This window comes from Thermodesulforhabdaceae bacterium (assembly GCA_037482015.1).
Lineage (GTDB): Bacteria > Desulfobacterota > Syntrophobacteria > Syntrophobacterales > Thermodesulforhabdaceae > JAOACS01.
Map to the genome: position 1 here is coordinate 313823 of JBBFKT010000001.1, position 20398 is coordinate 334220.

Sequence of the window (20398 nt, forward strand, 5' to 3'; positions counted from 1 at the left end):
GTTTTTGCTTTTGCTGTGTCCTTTACGGACTCCTTACATATAATATCATAATGCTTTTCCAGCACACGAGCCAAGAGGATGGTGTTTCTGGAAAAACTAATTTTAAGCGCCAAAGATGAAACTCTTCAATGATTTTTTACTGCATAAAAATTGTAACCCAACAATTTTATAGCTTCTTTCTTGACGACCGTTCAGAATCTTTTTACTTTGAGCAAAACGAAGTTTGTCAAGGTCGAATTCGTTTGAAACTAACCTGACAGGATAGGAGAGTGGCTATGAGCGAGTATGAGTATCACAAAAATGTTTCGAAGGATGTTTTGATTCGATGGATCATGGACGGATTGAGACGAACCATTGTTCACTATGGTTGCTGGTTCCGTGAAGTGGATTATCAGGTCGGTATAAAAAAAGCCGTGGAAGTAGAACATGAAGCGGGAGATCTTTCCTGGAGCATTACCGTCCAGAGACTATCGAAAGTGCTTGGTTTTGAAGTGGAAGATGGTGTTCCTGTGGCTCTTAAAAACAAGACAGAAAAAGAACTCTGGGAGATCCTTGATGCTGTCTGTGTCAATTGGCTTGCAAATGACGGGGTCTGGTTTCAAGCTGTAGAAAAGGTTTACGGAATGGATTATGCGAAGCGCTGTAACGATACTTGCTGGACGCGATTTTCGCCCTATGAAGCCTATCGTATCAAAAAACTTATCGGACTTTCTGACTTGCCAGGGCTTGACGGGTTGAAGAAGGCTCTTAGTTTCAGACTCTATGCTCGGATTAATAAACAGTCCATCGAGGATGTGGATGAAAAAAGCTTCATTTTCCGCATGAATGAATGTCGGGTTCAAGTAGCCAGAAAACGTAAAGGACTTCCAGACTATCCCTGCAAATCTGCTGGTCTTGTTGAGTATCCTACCTTTGCTGAGATGATTGATCCACGGATCCGCACAGAGTGTGTTGGTTGCCCACCAGATGAACACCCCGAAGACTGGTGGTGCGCCTGGAAGTTTACGCTCGTGGAATAATCGTTCTACAGTCTTAATAAGCTGTGAGGAAAAAGGGTTTTTATGAGCAAGATTTGTAAAAATAGATGGCATCTCTTGATGACTAAAAAGATGGAGGAGCCACCATGAAAGAATTTCCGCCTTTTACATCTAAAGAGCGTGAACTTTTTAATTCCCTTGGCCCAGAAACAGTTCAGTTTTTAAGACGCCGCTACAATAGGATTACTCGCTGGGTTGTGGCAGATCTTGTTCACAGAAGTGCCTATCGCTATCCAAACAAACCTGCTCTTATCTTCGATGATACAACTTTTACTTATTCTCAACTCGACGAAGCCATAAACCGTGTAGCCAACGCTTTGCTTTCCCTTGGGCTTAAGCGATACGACCGTGTTGCTATCCTGGCTCACAATACCACACACCATGTTCTCACCTGGCTTGGAACCGCAAAAGCTGGCGGTATTTATCTCGCCATCAATTATCTTCTGCGAGGAAAAGATATTGCCTACTGTATAAACCACTCGGAAGCCGAAATTTTTATTGTAGAAGATGCTCTTTACGATCTTGTAGCGGAGGCTCGCGATCAAATGCCCGGTGTGCGCCACTGGATTTGGTCGAATCAGGGTTCGAAAATCCCCGCTCCGGATGGCTGGATAGATTTTGATTCCTGGATGGCGGGAGCGTCTTCCGAAGAGCCGGATGTTGATCTTTACATCGAGGACCCTGTGCAACTGGTTTACACGAGCGGAACGGAAGCTCTTCCAAAGGGAGTGGTGCTCACCAATCAGTCACTCCTTGCAGAATATATGGGTTGTATAGTGGATGGAGAATACTCTACGGATGACATAAATCTCAACGCTCTTCCCATCTTCCATTGCGCTCAAAGGGATGTCTTTCTTACGCCATTTTTCTGGGTTGGAGCAACCAATATTTTGCTTCCCAAGGCTGACATTCCCGTAATTCTGGAATCTATAGAAAAATACCGCGCAACGGTTTTCTTTGCACCACCCACCGTATGGATAGGAATGCTGAGACATCCTGACTTTGATAAACGTGATCTCTCTTCGCTTCAAAAAGGCTATTATGGAGCATCAATTATGCCCGTTGAAGTGCTTAAAGAAATTCAGCGGCGTTTGCCTTCCTGTCAGCGACTTTATAACTACTACGGTCAAACAGAACTATCACCTTATCACACTATCCTCAAACCGGCTGATCAGCTTCGTAAACCCGGTTCTGCGGGAATGGGTGGGCTTAATATGGAAACTGCTCTTCTTGATGATTTTTGCAATCCGATTGAAGGACCGGGCATTCCGGGAGAAATCTGCGGTAGGGGACCCCACGCGATGCTTATGTATTTCAAGGATCCCGATAAGACCGATGAGGCTATGAAAGGCGGCTGGTTCCATTCGGGAGACGTGGGCGTTTATGATGAGGATCGCTACATTACGGTGGTGGATCGCAAAAAAGACATGGTAAAGACGGGCGGCGAAAATGTTTCTACTCGCGAAGTAGAAGAGGTCATATACAAGGATCCCAGAGTCTCCGAGGTTGCGGTTATAGGACTACCTCATCCCAAATGGGTTGAAGCCGTTACAGCCGTTGTTGTCCCAAAACCTGGTCAGACGATTCGTGAGGAAGAAATTTTCGAACTTTGTAAGAAAGAGCTTGCTGGCTTTAAGGTTCCAAAGGCTGTTATTGTTATGGAATCGCTTCCAAAGACTCCAACTGGAAAAATCTTGAAGAGAGACCTTCGCAAAGCCTATCAGGATTTCTTTTCTAAGTAAGGACCTGAAGTTTTTCGCCCCTTGAAATCACTCCCTGGAGGCAATCGCTAGCGGTTGCCTCTAACGTTTTATAAGTAGCATAATTGCAACATAAAGTGATTACTATGTTGTCGTTATGCGACTATCTCTTTCTAAAAAACCTTTAAAATCCTACACTGGCCGTCTTGGCACAAAATATGCCTTCACATGTTTACGCCAGAAGATCAACAAAAAGCGAGGTTATCTTATGGTCGAAACTTTAACTCAAAAGGTGGTAACAAAAGGAGCTTTTACGGTATGGAACGGGATCATCTCTCCGGTTTGTGACGTCGCTAAGATAGCAATCCTCGTGGGATTGTCTTCTGATAGACACATTGTGGAACAGGAAGAAAGAGATCTACCAGAAGAAAGCTTCAGCAAGGTAAAGTCTCTCTTGGAATGGAACGTAAACGAACTTATCTGCGGTGCTATCTCAAAACATCTTTACTGGCTTATTGAATCTCACGGTATTCGGGTTATTCCTTTCATTTCGGGATCCTACGAAGAAGTGGTTGCCGCCTGGGTTGAAGGGAAAATCAGGAGTAACCGTTTTGTTATGCCGGGCTGCTGTAAAAAACGGTGGATGTGGAATGTAGCCTGGGGTGTGAGTGTTCCCGGAAAGGAGAAGACAATGCCTAATGGACAGCAGGGTCAGGGGGGTAGAGGAAGAGGAATGGGTAGAGGACGAGGGCAAGGTGGAGCAGGAAGCGGTCCTCGACGGCAGGGAATGGGAGGTGGACCTGGTGGCTTTTGCATATGCCCTAAGTGTGGCCACAGAGAACCTCACAAACGAGGTGTTCCCTGTGTTGAAGAAAAATGCCCTGTTTGTGGTTCGGAAATGGTTAGAGAAATGTGATCGAAATTGCTCCTGGGAAGAGAGGAGCGCAAATATAAATCGATAGGAGGTGGCAAATTATGCCAGGAGGAGATCGCACGGGTCCATGGGGACTTGGTCCCATGACGGGTAGAGCAGCGGGCTTTTGTGCCGGTTATGGAATGCCCGGTTTTATGAATCCCATACCTGGAAGAGGCTTCTGGGGATGGGGCTGGCGAAGAGGCGGTCGTGGATTAGGCTGGGGAAGAGGTTTTAGACATCGATGGTTCTACCGTGGGTGGTATTCTTCCCCTTTCGCCTGGGGCTGGGGAGAAGTTTCTTCCCCAGAAGATAGGAAGGCGTTCCTGAAGGATCAACTCCAAGCGCTAAATGATGAAATGGAAGCTATTCGCCGGGAACTAGAATTGCTCGAAAAAGGTGCTGAAGAAAAGTAGATAAGCTTTGGGTAGAGGCGATCACCAAAGTCGTCTCTACCCGTTTTGTTTTCGGTGAGACGTAATTATTGGTTAGCGAATTGTAGCATACACCTGGTCAGAAGGAGAAGACCGGCATGAAAATCGCCATTACGACAACAGGAAAAGATCTTAACTCACCCTTGTGTGAACGCTTTGGAAGAACCCCGTTCTTCATGGTTTATGATACGGAATCGGACTCCTTTGAGGTCTTTGATAACTCCGTAAATCTCAATGCACCCCAGGGAGCCGGCTTGCAGACTGCTCAAAACATAGCCCGTCAAGGGGTTTCCTGTGTTATCACGGGGCATTGTGGTCCCAAGGCTTTCTTCGTTCTGCAAAAGGCTGGCATTAAGGTCTTCCTTGCTCAGAATGTAACAGTAAAGGATGCAATTGCCGCCTTAAAGGATGGTAAGCTTCAGGAAGCTAAAGCTCCCGATGTGGAGGGACACTGGTAATGGTTATCGCTGTAGCTTCCGGAAAAGGAGGAACAGGAAAAACAACCCTTGCAGTGAACCTGGCTTTCGTGGCTAATCCCAGACCTGTTCAGGTGCTCGACTGCGATGTGGAAGAACCCAACGTTCACCTCTTTCTGAAAGGACAAACGCTCGAAAGCAAGACCGTTTCCGTTACGATTCCATCAGTAGATGAAGAAAAATGTTCGGGTTGTGAAGAATGCAGTAATTTCTGCCAGTTTAAAGCTCTCGTTGTTATCGGGAAGACAGTCCTTGTCTTTCCAGAGCTATGCCACAGTTGTGGTGGCTGCCGGCTTATCTGTCCCGAAAAGACTATCGACGAAGTGCCTCGCCCTATTGGCAAAGTAGAGACATTACAGGTTCAGAATGACCTGTTACTTATCTATGGAACTCTTTCTATCGGTGTTGCCATGGCTACGCCCCTTATTAGGGAGGTTAAAAACTCAAGAGATCACGGTGCACCTCTTACTGTAATTGATTGTCCACCCGGGACTTCCTGTCCGGTTATAGAGTCCATCAAAGGGGCGGATGTGGTTCTTCTCGTGACCGAACCGACTCCTTTTGGGCTCCACGATCTAACTCTAGCCGTTGATACAGTCCGAGTTTTAGGAATTCCTTTTGGAGTGGTGATCAACAGAGCAGGCCAAAACTATCCTTCTCTTTACGAGTATCTTGAGAAAGAAAAAATTCCTCTTATTGGTGAAATCCCTCTGAATCGTGCTGTAGCTCAGGCTTATGCCAGAGGTGATTTAATAATCAACTCTGTGTCGGGTTACAGGGCTAAGATTGAAGAAATTTTTAGCAGATTAATAGATCTGGCAGAAAAGTCCAAAAGAGTGTGAACTATGGATGAGAAAATTAAAGAAATCGTAATCATCAGTGGAAAAGGCGGGACGGGAAAGACAACCCTTACTGCAGCTTTTGCTCTTCTGGCGGGACAGGTCGTGGTTGCCGATTGTGACGTTGATGCTGCTGACCTGCATCTACTTTTGAACCCTCAGGTGCTTGAGCGGCATGAGTTTTGGAGTGGGCACGAGGCATTTATAAATAAGGATCGATGTTCAGGCTGTGGAGTCTGTCAGGAACTCTGCCGCTTCAGGGCAGTGGTTCAAAAAGATGGCGGGTTTGTTGTTGATCCCTTTTCTTGCGAAGGGTGTGGGCTTTGTGTTCGATTTTGCCCTGAAGGTGCCATCGAATTCCCTGAAAGACTTTGCGGAGAATGGATGGTATCGCAAACTCGGGTGGGTCCTATGGCTCACGCTCGACTTTTCCCCATGGCAGAAAATTCAGGAAAGCTGGTTGCTGTAGTTAGAAAGGCATCTCAGGATCTTGCTAAGACTCACGGAATTTCACTTGTTTTGGTAGATGGGCCTCCCGGGATTGGTTGTCCGGTCATCTCATCTCTGACTGGCGCTCATGCGGTTGTTGTGGTTGCTGAACCTACTCTCTCCGGTGAACATGACGCCGAACGTGCTCTCAGTCTTGCTCGACACTTTAATATTCCCGCTTTCCTTTGTGTAAACAAATGGGACATTAACCCCGATGGGGCTGATCGCCTTGAAAAAATGGCCCTTGACAAAGGTGCAACTCTACTTGGAAGAGTGGCTTACAATGCCGCTGTAGTGACCGCTCTCATTAACGGCCTTACCGTCTTTGAAATAGAAGGGGAAGAATTTCGCCGAGTAGGTGAAGAAATAGAACAACTGTGGGACTCACTTTGTAAATTTATAAGCTAAATGGAGGGGATACACATGAAAATAGCCATTCCTGTTACTGATGGTCGACTTTCTATGCATTTTGGTCATTGTGAAAGATTTGCATTCTTTGATGTAGATCCTCAAACTGGTCAGATATTGAAGAAAGAAGAAGTTTTGGCGCCACCACATCAACCGGGCTTTCTGCCTCAATGGATGGCTCAACAGAAGGTTGATTTAGTGCTTGCTGGAGGCATGGGAGGGCGAGCTCTTGGTTTGTTCGCTCAGTATGGTATTCGGGTAATTACAGGTGCGCCATCTCTCGAACCGGAACAGATAGTCCGTTCCTACATCAACGGCACTTTGCAAACTGGTGCCAATGTGTGTGATCACGGACCAGATCATCGTTGTGGGTAACCCCCACCTCATCCCTCCCCGTCAATGGGGAGGGTGTACTGGCTGGTTAAAGGGACATCTTTTAAAGGATGCCCCTTTAAAGCCTTTCGGAACAAGGTTCGGAAAGTTTTGACTGTTTCTCGCTTTTGTTGTCTTCCCAGTATTTCCATGATGGTTCTATTAATCTAAATTCAAAGCCGCGGGATTTAAAAGCCTCAACACAAGCTGATGTTACGATAGGATCATAGAGTTTTCCTGCGTTACGACAAATTTCCTCAAGGGCCGCTTCCTTTCCAAGAGCAGGTCTATATGGACGATGGGACATCATAGCTTCAACAACATCGGAAACAGCCAGAATTCTGGCTTCTAGCCTGATCTTGTCACCTTTTAGTCCTTCAGGGTAGCCGGATCCGTCAAGACGTTCGTGGTGCTGATAAGCAATTTCGTGGATAGGAAAAGGGAAGGGAATGTTTTCAAGGATCTTGAAAGCTACTCGTGGATGGCGCTTCACAAGTTCGAATTCGATAGCGTCCAATTTGCTTGGTTTTGTTAGAATTTCCGCTGGCACCGCTATTTTACCAATATCGTGTAAAAGAGCGCTTAAATAAACGGCATTTATTGTTTCTTGGGGGAGTCCAAGGACTTGAGCTATACTCATAGCAAGAGATGCCACTCGGCGTTGATGCCCTGCTGTATAAGGATCACGAACTTCTACAACTTCTCCAATCGCTTTAACTATGCCCTCGATAATTTTATGTTGAAGATCTAGGGATGTTCTGAGACCTTCTGTTTTTTCACTGATTGTCTTCTGAAGATTATCTTCGTAATTGTCTCTTAAATCTTCTAATCGCCGTCTTCTGATATTTCCTTCAATGTTTACAAGTAATTCAAGCAAGCTGAAAGGTTTTGATAGATAGCCATAAGCGCCCACATCCAGAGCGAGACGTGCTGTTTTTTCGTCTTCAAAACCTGTAATAACAATGCATGGAAGTTTGGGGTAGCTTTTCCTTAAAATTTGTATAAGATCTATGCCCGACTTTTCGCCCAGAATAACATCCACAATCGCTATATCAATGTGGTTTTGATGGACGATGTTAAGGGCTTCGTCAGGGTTAGATGCTAAAAAACACATGTAGCCTTTGGAAGTTAAGAAGGCGTTGATCATTTTGAGAATGAGGGGGTCATCATCCACAACTAGCACTTTAGCTACAGGGGCTTCCAAAGCTGTTGCTCCTATTTGGGGTTATCAATTGGTCAAAAGATTTTGTGTCTTTTGAAATTTAAGCACTTTTTTTAAAAAAGCAATAGTAGAATGATGGTGTTCTAAAGCTTCTCTTATGATGTGGCAAAGTAGCATAAACTATAGGAAATACCGGGATAGAACTCAACTTGGAGAATCTTTCCAGATGCAAGCAGCTAAGAAACGACTCAATATGTGATTTGCCAGAAAATGTAATGGCGACGCATGCGTCGCCCCTACAAACTGTTAGGCTATTACCAGGATAACCCTGCGTGGGAAAAATTTTCGAGCACTCTTGTAGTAAAGTAGAATGTTCGAATATGGTTCTTCGAAGAAGTAGAATTAAAGGAGGCAATCTCAATGGAATTATCTGGAATTGGAAAAGATGACGCCTTGAAGTTGATAAAAGTATCCGATAACGAACTGGAACTGTTGTTAGAGGAAGCTCGACAGATAAGGTATCGATTCTGTGGAGCCAAAATACACATGTGTGCTATTATAAATGCCCGTTCAGGCAAATGTTCTGAGAACTGCGCCTTTTGCGCTCAATCCTCCTGGTATCGAACTGGTGCTCCAGAATATCCTGTCATTCCCGTTGGTGAGGCTATCGCTAAGGCAAAGATGATGACAAATGCAGGAGTAGAGCGTTTTTCTCTCGTTACCAGCGGAGGAAAGCTAAGTAAAAGAGAGTTTCTACAAATTATCGATATTGTGCGAGCTTTGAGAGAAGAAATTCCATCGCTTGCTATCTGTGCCTCTCTTGGAAGCCTTGATGAAGAAAGAGCCTATGCTCTTAGAGAAGCGGGCGTTACCACTTATCATCATAACATTGAGACATCAGAAAAATTCTATCCCAGCATTTGCACTACTCACACATTCTCTTCCCGACTCGAAACTATTCGTATTGCTCAAGAAGCTGGTCTTAAAGTCTGCTCTGGAGGAATTCTCGGAATGGGCGAAAGCCTGGATGATAGAGTTGATATGATGTTTACTTTGCGAGAACTGGACGTTTCATCTGTTCCTATAAACATTTTGAACCCAATTCCCGGCACTCCTCTGGAAAAACAGCCTCCTCTTCCCAAAAACGAGATTATGAAAACTCTTGCGGTTTTCCGGCTGGTTTTTCCCGACGGGGAACTGAGGCTCTGTGGAGGGCGAGAGCGAGCTCTAGGGACATTACAGAAGCGAGCCCTTGAAACTGCCATAAACTGGCTTATGGTTGGACATTACTTGACCACTAAAGGAAATCCGCTGGAGGATGATCTTACAGTGATTCGAGAAGCGGAAAGCTCGTTTCAAGAGATGAAAGTGACCTTGTAAGGAACGTCTTCTGAAATGCCCAGAAGCTCACTTGATCGGTAAAGAGCGTATTTTTCAGGAAAGGATGCTTCATCGCAAGTTGTAAGAAACCATAGTTCGTCGTTTTGCCCCGAGATAAGTTCAAGGGTAATCCATAAAAGGGTGATACCGTCGCAAAGAGATTGGTGAGATATTTGAACGAACACCTGGGACGACTTCATTGAACTTGAAGTGGAAAACAATTCCCTGTCTTTATAGTGGTTCCGCTTGGGAAAGAATTTTTCGAAAATTCTTAGTCTCATTTTTAGGGGAACAGATGTTATGGTTTCTTCGGGGATGACCCAGGAAACAAGCATGAATGGATCTTGTTGTAGAAGATTCTCAAAAAACTTTGCAAACTCTTCCTGATATGTCCACCAGTCGTTCCTTTCCAGCCTTAAAGTTACTGCCTGTCCCAAAAAAGAGTTTTTCAAAATAATCTGGCTCCAGCTAGATACATCATCTTTTGCAGTAAGCGACCATAAATGAGATAGCTCACCAGGGATGGGGTGGAGGCGAGGGAATTCCGGAGGAAAGTAGTCAATACCTGTTAAATCTTCAGCATAGCGTAAAATCTGTCTCACGGCTTCCTCGTCCATCCACAGAGTTTTCTTTACGTAGTATGGTGGGTAAGGATCATAGAAGATGCCCAGTTCTCCGGATCGCTTTTTCAGTTCTGTGCCGGGGAGAATGCTGAGTGGATAAATGCTGAGTTCGTCCGATAAGTCTTCCGACACACAAAAATTTACGGCTTGAATAAAGCTTTCCGGTGTTTCTTCTGGAAGTCCCACAATAAGATCGACCATAACCTTGATACCGTATTTTCTAAGAGCTTTTACACCTTTTACGAAGGCATCAATCCTTACTGGTCGGTTGATGGCTTTGAGAGCCTTCGAGTTGATGCTCTGTAGCCCCACTTCCACATGATTGAATCCGGCTTTGCTTAGCATCCTCGCAAGAGCATCATCGCAAAGCTCAGCGTTTAGCTCTGCCGAAAAGCTGAAAAATCTGTCGGAATTTATCTCAGAAAGCACATCAAGAAACTTTGAAAGGTTACGCCTTGAAGTAAAGCTGGGATCCACAAAAGTTATTTTTTTTAACCCTTGCTGGCGTGCCCACCGTATTTCTTGAACTGTCCGTTCTATGGGAAATTCAGCCATTCGTGACACATTGTGATGATAGTAGCAGTAAGCACAGTGGTATGGGCAACCACGAGAAGTTTCAATTAGTAAGTTTCCTTCTGGTGATGGAGGTAGAATACCCATTAGGTATGGAGATGGGATTTCCAGTAGAGAGATCGGATCAGCTTTTACGAAGGAACCTTTTTCAAATCCAGATTCACACCCTAGAGCAGAAATAATCCGATATAGGGCTCTTTCGCCTTCCCCTGTAACCAGTATATCAAAGGGACAACTCGGATCGAAAAGTAGGGAATTATCTGGATGGATTTCAGGCCCTCCAGCTATCATCAGAGACTTAAGCCCCTGCTGACGTAAAGTGCGAGCTATAAAAATTGACCTTTCTATGTTCCACAGATAGCACCCAAAAGCGATTATGCTTGGATCAATGCTCAGGATGTGGTTAATCAGGGTAGGAGTGCTTGCACAGGAAGTAAGGAAATTATCCAGGATAATAACTTCCACATCTGGTAAGCGATGTTTAAGAAATGCCGCAAGAACTCCCGACGCTAGAGGAACATGGCCAAGGTTGTAGTAATAATCGTGGGATTGAACAGGAAGCTGGATAAACAGGATTCTTGGTTGAGTCATTTACGGTTTGTTCCAGACCACAATAACTGCTTTGGCGGTGTCTTCGTCAAGAGAGCGAAAGGCATGTCCCTGGGCGGCGTCGAAATAAAGCGAATCGCCCGATTTCAGAATGATTGTAGTGTTAGCTGTTCGAAACTCAATAGTCCCATCAAGTACATATACAAACTCTTCTCCCTCATGGCTTGTAAATACCATTTCTTCCACATCCATAGGGGGAAATTCGACATAGAAGGGTTCCATGTGTTTGTCGTGCTTTTTGGTTTCAAGAGCTTCGTATATGTAGTTGACCTCGCCTTCCTTATGGTGCTGGCGTCTATCTACTCTAAGGCGTTCGTCGGCTCGAGTAACATAAATGGATTGTCCTTTTACTTCATCCTGGAAAAAGTAGCTGAGACTTACTTCCAAAGCTTTAGAAAGCCTAAGAAGGGTGGCAATTGGAGGAATTACACGATTGTTCTCTATTTGGGAAAGAAGAGCTTTAGAAAGACCGGTTTTTGCCGATAATTCTTGAAGAGTATAACGTCTCCTGTCTCTTAGCTCCCTTATCTTGTTGCCCAATTGGAGAGCTCGGACAGCGGATTGAAGATCTTGATCGCTCATTGCATCTCCTATTCCAGTTTGAATGGGTTTTCTCAACTCGCCGTAAATTAGAATATCACAACCAGGTGGGAAGTATAAATGAAATTTATTTAGTTTGTCTAAACAATCTTTTTAGGCTTTTAGGATAGGGGTTAGTGTAACTCACCCCTACCCTAAAAAATTGATGTGAAATAAACGGGATGTCTTATAACCAAATCTTCTTCAGTGGATTTTACATCACTGCAACAACCTGAGAAACCTCAGGAACTTCCTGCTTTATGATTCGTTCAATGCCCGCCTTAAGAGTCATCTGGCTCATGGGACATCCGTGACAGGCTCCCGTGAGTCGAACCTTGACCGTTGTTCCATCTATTTCGACGAGTTCTACGTTACCGCCGTCTCGCTGAAGCATCGGTCTGATTTTTTCCAGAACCTTTTCTACCTTTTCCTTCATTGTTTTGCCTCCATCTTTTTCTGTGTTTTAATCATCCTGTTGGATGGTAAATTCACTTTAAGCATTTTGAGGTGCTGTGACCAGAGCCTTTATCTGGATTCTTTGGCTTTGTTCTTCACTTTTCTATCCACGTTAAGATCGTAGGCAAAGATTACACTTTCGGATTTCCAAACTTGCAGGAGTTCCTTGCCAAGCACCACGCTTACGACAAGTTCTGGTGTTCCGTCGTTGTTGGTGTCGGCAATGCGAAGACTTGTCACCATTCCGCTGAGTTCCCTGGTAGCCCAGTTTTCAATAAGTCCAATTTGATCCCAGGAAAGGGAAACTACCTGTCCTGCTTCGTAGTATTTGAAACCTGCAGGAAGCAAGCGGCTGTATTCAGGGGAACGATTAACAACGATTTCCTTTTGGTTGTCTTTGTTCAGATCTGTTACCAGCATTGGTGGGGGAATATAATAGTAATCTTGTTGATTGTATCTTAGATCTTCGGCTTTTCCCAAAATGTAGTTAGTTGTAGCTCCAAACCGATGACGGCTTTTCCACATAACAGAACCGTTTGCTCGAGTGAGTATCATGCGATTGTCTGGAAGTATAATGACATATTCTGGTTTGCTGTCTCCATCTGCGTCAAACTCAGCGCAGTTAAACACATTGCATTTAGATGGAAGATGAATTTCCTGTAAAGGTTCAAGCTTTTGACCTTGAAGTCGCATTTCATGGATGTTAGGGGCAAATCCCTTTTCTGTTGCTTGTCTCTGACCAATAAGGATTTTTTCTCCAGTGGCGGTGGTGAATGTATTCAAAAAGAAGGGAATTTTTGTTGCTATGGGTTGAAGAGTTGTCCCCTGAAGAGAAAAGATTACGGAGGAAGGAATTTCATGTCCTGTTGCTACCCCCGTCATACTTTCCATGTAACCCCCAGAGGTTACATTCTTTTGTACCATCGCTGTAACGACAATTTCCGCTCGTTTGTCACCATTAAGGTCGATTACCGAACACCACACAAGCCGTTGAAGTTTATCGGCTTCGTAAGTTGCAATGAGTTTAAGAGCCGTTCCAATACGCTTATACACACTTAGTTTTTTGTAACTTAAAGTAACTATTTCTGGAATGCCGTCACCGTCCACATCCCCGACATCCATCCCAACGATACCTTCAGAGATAGTCTGACTTCGCCATACACCTAAATTTTGAAGGGATTCTTCTGGGGTAATCTCAATAAAGTTGGGATTAAGGTAGGAAATTTTTTGTTCTTCTAAAAGGGGATTTGCTAGCACTTCCATGACTCTAGACTGAGCTCCTTGCTGGGGCTGAGCAGTTGCTACGGGAGCTTGAGATAATTGGGTGGGTGTGGTTGTTGCAACAGGGGTTGCCCCTAGGGCACTGCCTATCTCCTTTGCCATCTGGTCAACCTGAGGAATTACCTGGCTAATCGTTCCTCCTTGAACAGAGAACTTTTTTGGAGCTCCGCCCGATAATAGATCATATAACCAGGCATCAATGCTTACCGATTCGCCAATGGCGGTTATAGTCCCAACAATGAGATGGGTTCCTCCAACTGTGCTGGAGATTTTTTTAGTCTCTTCGGGATTAAGAGATGCTCCTGGTGTAAGCCCGGAAGGTGTCGAATTTATCGGGATTGTATCAATCTTTCCAGGCACATTAACTCTAGAAACCAGCAAATTCTGCACTCCTTTTTGAAGATAAGCAAGATCAGGAGGTGCTTGAATTGAGAAGGGAGCTACAGCGATTCGCGAAGAACTCTGCTGAGCAGCAGCCAGGTTATTTTCAGACACCGTCCAAGTTCCCCATCCAAAGAATAGAATTCCTATGATCGCAAAAATAAAGCTAAAGGTGCTCAAAAGTTTGATTGGTTTTCGCATTTGAAAAACCTCCCCTATTAAGGTTAAAGCCGGTTTATGATACCAGAAAAACAGAGGTGCTCAAACAATAATTCTTTTATGTTGGGAAAGGTGAGTTATTATTGAAGATGTAATTTTGTAGGATCCTGTGATTTAATGGGAGCCAGACAGATTTAGTGATGTTATGCTAATTTACTGGTATTATCAGGATGCATGAGAGGGATAAGAAGTGGAAACATCGTCTTCCCAATACAACCACCGTGTTTTTATAGGACCAGCAGGGTGGAGCTACGCTGATTGGCGAAATACGGTTTTTAGTGGAATTGGGGGAAGAGTTGATGCGTTGAAGTTTATAAGTTCCTATTTTGATGCGATAGAAATAAACAGCACTTTCTACCGCATTCCATCCCGTTCCACTGTAGAGTCATGGACAAAACGAGTCCGCCGTGAAGGTTCTTTTCTTTTTTCTGTGAAGCTCTACCGCGGTTTTACTCACGATCCCACAATTACAACTTATAAAGACCATCATTCTATGATGGAAGTGGTGGAAGTGCTTAGAGATAAGGCACTCCTGGGAGCTGTGCTGGCTCAGTTTCCATACCGTTTCCACAATACGCGTGACAACAGAAAATATATTGCTGAACTCCGAGCAAAATTTCCTGATATACCTCTGGTTGTTGAATTTCGTCATAGATCATGGCTACATCGAGCCGTTGAGACTTTTCTCAGGGAACTTAATCTGGGATTCTGCAATATTGACCAACCTCAAGTATCCTTCTCGCTCCCCCTGACCGATATTGTAACTACATCCGTTGGTTATTTAAGATGCCATGGGAGAAATAAAAACACCTGGTTTGGGGAAAAGAGTAATCGAGATTCCCGCTACTTTTACCGTTATCGATATGAAGAACTTCGTGAACTTGTTGATACGGCTCAAAGTATAGCATCCAAGGCTGAGAAAACTTTTGTGATCTTTAACAACCACTTTAAAGGTAACGAAGTTTTCGATGCTATGGAATTTGCCGATATGCTTGGTTTAGGGAATAAGCCCTGGCCTGAATGGTGGCTGTCTGCATCTAAGTTGAGCCGTGAGGATGAAACCCATGTATATGAAAAAAATTTGTGAGGGGAAGTTTTACCACTACATTATCAGAGAATCTTACTGGGATGGAAGGAATTGGACTCATCGTGATCTTTTTGATTTAGGATCGGATCCAGGCTCCTACATTCATTACGTTGGCGGAACCGGGTTTTATTTTGATGAGTTATTAGAAGAAGAACTTGAAAAGGCAGGAGTTAATTTTTCCTCGGAAGATCTTGAAGCTCTCTTTTTTCCCTTTCTAGATCCACACATACGTAGAATTATCATGAGTTTTCAACATGGCTTCAAAATACATCGCATTTCCCCCGATATTCCTCATTCTGATGAAGAACTTTTAGTAAAGCAGCAACAACTTCATTCTTTCGATAAGCGCCGAATGCATTTCCTTAGATGTGGACGAGTAGATATTGGGAAGCTTGATAACCGACCGTGGAAATTTCTCAATATCCTTATAGATAAGTGCCGGGATGAGCGTGAAACGATTATAGATGAAATGGAGCGGCATCTTAAACCGAAAGAAATCAAGTCCTATGTTTACACAGCTTTTAATCTCCAGAATTATTTCGAGGATTCCATTATCAAGAACCATCCCTTTGCTCTAAATCAGGATCGGGTGGATGAAGCTTTCCTCGATGCTATTTGTGCTTTGAATAGAGATTCAGACTTTTTTAGAGGTGTTCCAGATCATGATTCTGCTAACCTTCATCCCTATCTTCGCAAATATCTTGTGATGTATTTTGATTCGATTTTTGAGCCACTTTTTAATTGGGAGGAGTTTATTAGGGGCATTTTTGGCGCCAAAGAGCAAAGTGCCTACAGACGTTGGATGCAACGATCCACTGTATCCGTGTCTGAAGCCTGTTCTCACCTCGGAATTGATTCTGAGCGATGGAAAGAGCTTTCTATAAAGGAAATTACCAGGATTTATCGTCGTAAGGCAAAAGTTCTTCATCCCGATGCAGGGGGTGATCACGATGCATTTATTAAGCTCACCGAAGCTTATCGGGCTCTTGTTGCCACGAAACTTCGGCGAGCCTAGGAATGCAAATACTAGCCTTCCTCGTCCAGTTCTGCTTTGGGTGGGTATGGCACGGCTTCTGGTTTGGGTAGTAGATGACGTGGCGTAAAGGCTACTCCAGCAATCCAGGTTGGAACTACTGCACTGGCAATTACCGCTGCCACGAGGAAAGAATATTGAGACTGAGTTACAATGTTATGGGTAAAGCCATAAAGAGCCGATATCGTTCCAAAAGTAAGACCCGTGGACATAAGGAGAGTATAATACCACCGTTCATTGTGTTCCTTGCGAAAGAGCGAGATAAATGGGTAAAGTCCAAAAATTTTTGAGAACACTTTTCCACCTAATAGAGCAAGAAATACAAGAGGCGCTGAAATAAGTGCCGGAAGAGACACGAATGTTCCCGCTCTCAGAAAGTAGAAAGGTGCTAGGAAACCCACAGTAAGCGTTCTTAATCGTCTTAACCAGAAGGTGTCACTCTGGGAAAACTGAGCAAGCACCATACCTGCCAGGTATGCCGGTAAAACAGGTTCGCTACCTGACCATAAAGCCAGTGCACCAAGGAGAAAAAGAATGAAGACCACCCATTTGGTTCTTATAGCCGCTGTGCGGTAAGCATAAATTTGGGTGATAAATCTGGTGGTGCGTGGGAGCACTATTAGGACAATAATGGTTACAATGACGAAAACAACCGTTTTATAAGTAAACGGTGCGAAAATAAGCCCTAGAGCTATAACTGTTCCAAGATCGTTTATAAAACAGGCGCCCAGGATCCCTTTTCCAAATTCGGTTTCATTGAAACCAGTCTCAATCATGACTGCATAAACTACAGCCATTGATGTTGTGGAGAGAGCTACTCCAGCGAGCAAACTGGCTCGAAAATCCCATCCTAGAATGTAGTAAGCGATGGCGGCACAACCCAGGAATGGAGAAAGAAAGCCTATCAAACCGACGATACTTACTTCTTTTGCCTTCTCCTTCAGTGTTTCCGGTTCAAGTTCGGCTCCAGCAAGGAACGTAAGTAACACCGCGCCTGTTGAAGCAAGGAAGCGAAGCCATTCGGAGTTTGCTCCGAGCAAATCGGCTTTTCCTAAATACCCTGCTATAGCTGCTACAACCACCCCCACGCAAATCTCGATGAGAGCAATTGCAACTCGTAGATGGTAAGCAATAACTGCTGAAATAACTGCTAAAACCAACCAGGCTGTAGCAACAACATACACCTGTTCCATTTTGGAAGACCTCCTGATTTGAAAAAGTTTTTTTATGTGGCAGTATAAAAGACCAGTTCAATGGTAGGAGTCATCAACCTGCGGGAGCAGGTGGTTAAAGGGGGACTCCATCCCCCAAGAATCTTCGGCTACACTCTGATAAATTGAAAGTCAAGGAAAATTAGAGATTGTTCGAAAACTTCCCTTATTGAGTGGCAAAGTCACATAAACCATAGAAACGCAGGAATGAAACTCAATTTGGAAGACCTTGCCACACTCAGTATATGGCTCGTCAGAATTGGATAGGGGCGGTCAGTATGACCGATCCCCTCCCACACCACCCGGCATGCGGGTTCGCACCGGGCGGTTCGATAAGATAAGTGTAGGGGCAATCCCTTGTGGTTACCCCGTAACCAGGATTGTAGGGGAAACCCCCGTGGTTGCCCCGTAATCGGGCAGGCACAAGGCCTGCCCCTACGGGACGGTTATCGTTAGCACCTCCCCGTTGACGGGGAGGGGTCCGGTTCTTGTTCATCGGCTCACAGTTTCGTTCCACGCTTCCTCCCCACACTCGGTCACCCTCGCGCAGTTACGCTTCCCTTCGTTCGCTGTGATCAATCGACGGGAGGACTTTCACCTCCAGGAGCACGCCCATGCCGGGCGCACTAAATCGCATGCGTCGCCCCTACAGATTGTGTGCCTATTGCCGAACATGTCCGATGGTATGTGAGAGTTTTCTAAAAAGATTGTGGAGAATAAACCTTAATAATATTGTAAAGACACATTGCAAAATACCCCTAAATATAAGAACTTACGAAAAAACTTTCTTCTGGATTTTAACTTGCAAGTCCATAACGTTTAAGCTTGCTGTAAAGAGTGCTTCGGCTAATGCGTAGTCTCCTGGCAGCTTCATGTTTATTGCCTTTACATTCTTCTAGTATCTTTTTGATGAGCGTTTTTTCCTGTTCGTAAAGAGAGACTTGATCATCGTTGATTTTCTGAGACCTTAAAAAGCTTGGAAGATGGGAAGCCGTGATAGATGTTTCTTCGGGTTGAGCGAGCACGACTGCGTGACTTATAGCATTTTCTAGCTGCCTTACATTGCCAGGCCAATCATATTCTAGAAGCAGCTTCATGGCATCGGAGGTAATATTTTTCAGCGATTTTTTTTCTCTATCACTGTATTTTTCAAGAAAATACCTAGCAAGGAGAGGGATGTCTTCTTTTCGTTCTCTTAAAGGCGGTAGATGGATAGTTATAACATTAAGTCTATAAAATAGATCGTCTCTAAAACGACCTTTCTGCACTTCTTCGTAAAGATCGCGATTGGTTGCGGCGATAATTCTTACATCGGCTGTGAGAGTCTTTTCACCCCCCACTCGCTCGAAGCGTTTATCCTGTAAAAATCGAAGAAGAAGCACCTGAGTAGCCGGGGCGATGTCTCCAATTTCGTCTAGAAACAGGGTTCCTCCCTGAGCACGTTCTATGCGGCCTTTTTTCTGTTTGATAGCCCCGGTAAAGGCTCCACGTTCGTGTCCGAAAAGTTCGCTCTCAAGCAGAGTAGGGGAATAGGCTGAGCAGTGAGCAACCACAAAAGGACCGCTTGCTCTGGGGCTTCGGCTGTGGATTTCCAGGGCTACAAGTTCTTTTCCTGTCCCGTTTTCACCCGTAATAAGAACGGTTGCTTCAGATGGAGCTACCAGTTCTATGAGTTCGTAAACGGCTTGCATTTTTTCGCTTTTTCCTATGATGCGACCAAATCGTTCAGGAATATCTTGTTCGCTACCTGCTCTTCTAGCCATTTGTTCTCGCAAAACTAGTTGTCGTATGTGTCCTGCCATCTGACTTATGAACCCGTAGAAGAAATACATTCCTTCACGGAATTGGGGCACTAAGTCCGTAAACCCCATGAAGAAATACCCTAGAGCTCGCCTGTGAGTTGTAATAGGAAAACCAAACCACTCTGAATAACTGCTCGCCAAAGGTATCATTAGGCTCGGGAGAGAAGATGGATCGCCTGAATGAGCCAACCGCATTTGTGATTCGGCTCCATAAAGGGATGCGTTGAAGAGAGAGAATTTCTCGTGACCAGAAAGAAGAGACCTGATCTGTTGTTGAAATTTATCCGGCTGCTCTTTATCGTCTATCCATATGAAGTTCTTGTGTTCTTCATTCAATAATATCATGACCATATCAAGAGACACCCGGAATCTCTCCCTAGCAAGCTTATTTACAAAAGCTGCGAACTCTTGAAGAGTTTCTTTGTGGGAAGCTTCCCGGCATATTTCAAAGAAATATTCCATTTCGTAGTGAGGATAGTGAGTTGGAATGCCTGGTTGCCATTTTTTCAGTATAAATCCAACATGACCCGTCACTTTGCCATTGTGTCCAACAGCATAAAATCTAACATTACATTCTTCTTCTGGGTTACGGCTTAGCCTGGCTCTTAGAAGCACTCGCTGTCCTGTTTTAGTCAGTCCGTATGTGTCCTGTTCTCCTAATTTTATGACGTCCCACAGAGAGCGTCCAATGATATGGGAATAGGGAATCTTAACGAACTTTTCAAAAAACCTGTTTATGCCAACAAGGCGGAAATGTTCATCGGTAACGAAAACAGGAATATCAAATAGTTCCAAAAAACCATCAATTATGAGTTTCTTGAGTTCTACTTCTCTCGCAAGAGAATACTCCTTTGAAAGATCTTTCCAAATTTCCACCAAAATGTTTTTCCCATTGATAGGCCACAGTGAGACATGTCTGTTGAATAGTTTACGTTGCCCATCGGGAAGGATCACCTCTCCTTCAATTGAAAAATCCTGGTGATTTCGTTTGACCTTTTCATAAACACAAAGATTGCAGGCTTTCTTGCTGGAATGAGATTCTCCTACTATTTCACAGGCTTTTAGATGACTTATGTCGTTGAATGTTCTGAGAATTTGTGATCTGCCTTTACTGTTTGTTGCTAAAATGTGACAGGCAAGGTCATAACAGATTATAGGATCTGGGACGGATTCAATAAAGACTCGCACCGCATCTGTAATTTGTCCCATTTTCCTTCTCCCCGAAAGAATTGTGTGATGTTTAACGATTTATAAGGTAACTTTCCTTCCACTCCCTCTCAGGAGATCAATCTATTCCAGGAGAAGGAAAAGGAGAACACAAGGAAGGCATTACG

At 44.3% G+C, this 20398-nt stretch carries 18 protein-coding genes and 1 riboswitch; of the genes, 11 read left to right on the top strand and 7 right to left on the bottom strand.

Translation table 11 applies throughout. The features are described from left to right. Positions 1–275: 275 nt before the first annotated feature. The 8 genes from WHS38_01410 to WHS38_01445 all read left to right on the top strand — a co-directional run bounded on the left by WHS38_01410 (position 276) and on the right by WHS38_01445 (position 6671). Positions 276–1019, top strand: a complete 744-nt coding sequence (locus WHS38_01410; protein ID MEJ5299627.1) for a DUF6125 family protein — start codon at positions 276–278, stop codon at positions 1017–1019. Between the two features lie 104 nt (positions 1020–1123). After that, positions 1124–2779, top strand: a complete 1656-nt coding sequence (locus WHS38_01415) for an acyl-CoA synthetase (protein MEJ5299628.1) — start codon at positions 1124–1126, stop codon at positions 2777–2779. 226 nt (positions 2780–3005) lie between these two features. Beyond that, positions 3006–3653, top strand: a complete 648-nt coding sequence (locus WHS38_01420; GenBank protein MEJ5299629.1) for a hypothetical protein — start codon at positions 3006–3008, stop codon at positions 3651–3653. Positions 3654–3712: 59 nt separating this feature from the next. Then, complete coding sequence (locus tag WHS38_01425) at positions 3713–4066, top strand: DUF5320 domain-containing protein (GenBank protein ID MEJ5299630.1); 354 nt, start codon at positions 3713–3715, stop codon at positions 4064–4066. A 116-nt stretch (positions 4067–4182) separates the two neighbouring features. Beyond that, on the top strand, positions 4183–4542 hold the full coding sequence (locus WHS38_01430) for a NifB/NifX family molybdenum-iron cluster-binding protein (protein ID MEJ5299631.1): 360 nt from the start codon (positions 4183–4185) through the stop codon (positions 4540–4542). Beyond that, a complete protein-coding gene (locus WHS38_01435; protein ID MEJ5299632.1) occupies positions 4542–5402 on the top strand; it encodes an ATP-binding protein in 861 nt (286 codons plus the stop codon). Before WHS38_01430 ends, WHS38_01435 begins: the two co-directional genes overlap by 1 nt. A gap of 3 nt (positions 5403–5405) precedes the next feature. After that, positions 5406–6296, top strand: a complete 891-nt coding sequence (locus WHS38_01440) for an ATP-binding protein (protein ID MEJ5299633.1) — start codon at positions 5406–5408, stop codon at positions 6294–6296. A 15-nt stretch (positions 6297–6311) separates the two neighbouring features. Beyond that, entirely contained in the window at positions 6312–6671 is a 360-nt protein-coding gene (locus WHS38_01445; GenBank protein MEJ5299634.1) for a NifB/NifX family molybdenum-iron cluster-binding protein, read from the top strand. Between the two features lie 76 nt (positions 6672–6747). Here the strand turns inward: WHS38_01445 and WHS38_01450 are convergent, their stop codons facing one another. Continuing rightward, positions 6748–7872: an HD domain-containing phosphohydrolase gene (locus WHS38_01450; GenBank protein MEJ5299635.1), complete on the bottom strand. Its 1125-nt coding sequence runs from the start codon at positions 7870–7872 to the stop codon at positions 6748–6750. Between the two features lie 378 nt (positions 7873–8250). Between WHS38_01450 and bioB the strand changes: the two genes are divergently transcribed. Further along, entirely contained in the window at positions 8251–9210 is a 960-nt protein-coding gene (gene bioB / locus WHS38_01455) for a biotin synthase BioB (GenBank protein ID MEJ5299636.1), read from the top strand. Here bioB and WHS38_01460 read toward each other — a convergent pair. The 4 genes from WHS38_01460 to WHS38_01475 all read right to left on the bottom strand — a co-directional run bounded on the left by WHS38_01460 (position 9186) and on the right by WHS38_01475 (position 13913). Next, a complete protein-coding gene (locus tag WHS38_01460; GenBank protein ID MEJ5299637.1) occupies positions 9186–10997 on the bottom strand; it encodes a radical SAM protein in 1812 nt (603 codons plus the stop codon). The two genes, bioB and WHS38_01460, sit on opposite strands and share 25 nt — an antisense overlap. Beyond that, positions 10998–11597: an XRE family transcriptional regulator gene (locus WHS38_01465; GenBank protein ID MEJ5299638.1), complete on the bottom strand. Its 600-nt coding sequence runs from the start codon at positions 11595–11597 to the stop codon at positions 10998–11000. A 211-nt stretch (positions 11598–11808) separates the two neighbouring features. After that, a complete protein-coding gene (locus WHS38_01470; GenBank protein MEJ5299639.1) occupies positions 11809–12030 on the bottom strand; it encodes a NifU family protein in 222 nt (73 codons plus the stop codon). An 89-nt stretch (positions 12031–12119) separates the two neighbouring features. Next, complete coding sequence (locus WHS38_01475) at positions 12120–13913, bottom strand: VCBS repeat-containing protein (protein MEJ5299640.1); 1794 nt, start codon at positions 13911–13913, stop codon at positions 12120–12122. A gap of 208 nt (positions 13914–14121) precedes the next feature. Between WHS38_01475 and WHS38_01480 the strand changes: the two genes are divergently transcribed. After that, positions 14122–15018, top strand: a complete 897-nt coding sequence (locus WHS38_01480; GenBank protein MEJ5299641.1) for a DUF72 domain-containing protein — start codon at positions 14122–14124, stop codon at positions 15016–15018. Then, the gene (locus WHS38_01485; protein ID MEJ5299642.1) at positions 15002–16033 is read left to right on the top strand and encodes a J domain-containing protein; all 1032 of its coding nucleotides are present in this window, start codon (positions 15002–15004) and stop codon (positions 16031–16033) included. Before WHS38_01480 ends, WHS38_01485 begins: the two co-directional genes overlap by 17 nt. 11 nt (positions 16034–16044) lie before the next feature. Here WHS38_01485 and WHS38_01490 read toward each other — a convergent pair whose 3' ends face one another. Continuing rightward, entirely contained in the window at positions 16045–17244 is a 1200-nt protein-coding gene (locus WHS38_01490) for a cation:proton antiporter (GenBank protein MEJ5299643.1), read from the bottom strand. Between the two features lie 57 nt (positions 17245–17301). Beyond that, positions 17302–17368, bottom strand: a riboswitch (Fluoride riboswitch). Positions 17369–18059: 691 nt separating this feature from the next. Continuing rightward, complete coding sequence (locus tag WHS38_01495) at positions 18060–20273, bottom strand: sigma-54 dependent transcriptional regulator (GenBank protein ID MEJ5299644.1); 2214 nt, start codon at positions 20271–20273, stop codon at positions 18060–18062. Positions 20274–20398: the final 125 nt, after the last annotated feature.